The sequence below is a fragment of the Sphaerochaeta sp. UBA5836 genome, from assembly GCF_002432845.1.
Classification (GTDB): domain Bacteria; phylum Spirochaetota; class Spirochaetia; order Sphaerochaetales; family Sphaerochaetaceae; genus Sphaerochaeta.
On the sequence record NZ_DJGW01000052.1, the window covers coordinates 10,981 to 12,194 of the forward strand.

The 1,214-nt window shown below is 54.1% G+C and carries 1 protein-coding gene and 1 pseudogene; one reads left to right on the forward strand and one right to left on the reverse strand.

Features of this window, described 5'->3' with window-relative positions:
• Positions 1–335, reverse strand: a pseudogene (locus B3F49_RS03885) (hypothetical protein); the annotation flags it as partial.
• 76 nt (positions 336–411) lie between these two features.
• On the opposite strand from B3F49_RS03885, the gene B3F49_RS03890 reads away from it, so the two are divergent.
• Entirely contained in the window at positions 412–1,113 is a 702-nt protein-coding gene (locus B3F49_RS03890; protein ID WP_293909096.1) for an AzlC family ABC transporter permease, read from the forward strand.
• Positions 1,114–1,214: the final 101 nt, after the last annotated feature.

Genomic DNA, 1,214 nt, shown 5'->3' on the forward strand with positions numbered 1-1,214 from the left:
ACCAGCGTAGCAATGAAGGCGCTCCTCTCGCTGGGATTGGTCATCAGCAGCGTAAGGGAGAGGGCCTCCCCCTCCCCGATGCGAACCAAGGGTTTGGCCGACCAGAGACAACGTCCGCTCATATGCATATCCAGACCGGCAATCTCCGTATCGGAACCTTTCGCAACCACGCGGTACACCAATGTAAGCCCGCTTTGCAGCACCTTGGTGGCATAAAATCCATACTTGGTGGGAATGCGCACGGCTTCCTCGAACCACGCGAGCATTTGCTTCTGGTCGAGTGAACCGTCCTTGAGCAGGATTTCCAACCCGGTATTAGCGAGATACACAGCCATAGGCACCTCCGAAAGTAAGCTATGATAGCATACCCGCGGCTTGCAAGAAAGGGTGTAAAAGAATACCCTGACGCACATGCAATCAGAATTTACCTTCAAACAAGGCTGCAAAGAAGGCTTTCCCATCTTTGTAGGGTACTTTCCAACCGCAATGGCTTTCGGCCTGGTGTGCAGGGACCTGGGACTAAGAATTTGGGAAGCGGTGCTCTTCTCCATGACCAATTTTGCCGGAAGCGGGCAGTTTCTTGCTGCAAACCTCATAGGCAAAGGTGCCATCCCGGCCGAAATATTCATCAGCGTCCTGTTGGTCAATCTTCGCTACACCTTTATGGGAGCAGAACTGTCACGCAAGCTCACAAAGGGGATAGGAGGTTGGCAGCGTGCGCTGCTCGCCCATGGAACCACCGATGAGGTTTTCAGCGTTGCAGTACTGCACAATCAACCCATCACCAAATACTACCTGGCAGGCTTGGAAGGCATAGCGTATGCAGGTTGGGTGTGCGGAACCGCAGCAGGCTTTTTGGTCGGCATGATTCTGCCCTCCGCCCTGCAACTGGCAGTTGGAGTGACCCTGTATGCGATGTTCAGCTCCCTGCTGGCCCAGGAGTTCCGGCAGAAAGGTTTCAAGGTTCTCCTCATTGCAGCAATTTCGGCCATCCTCAACAGCGTTCTCATCTTGCTCCTGCATCTGGGCGTCGGTTGGGCATTTGTCATCTCCATGCTCGCAGCAAGCTTTTTCGGCGCTGCAATCACTGACGATATCGAGGAGTATGTATGACTGACCACCCACCCTTCATGATCCCCATCCTGCTCAGCGCTGTTGCAACCTTTCTGGTACGCGCCCTGCCCTATTACGCAACCTTTCTCGACCGTCTTCCC

What these genes read in the sequence shown, in the direction of transcription:
- B3F49_RS03890 (WP_293909096.1), top strand. Translation starts at nt 412, where the DNA reads ATGCAATCAGAATTTACCTTCAAACAAGGCTGCAAAGAAGGCTTTCCC.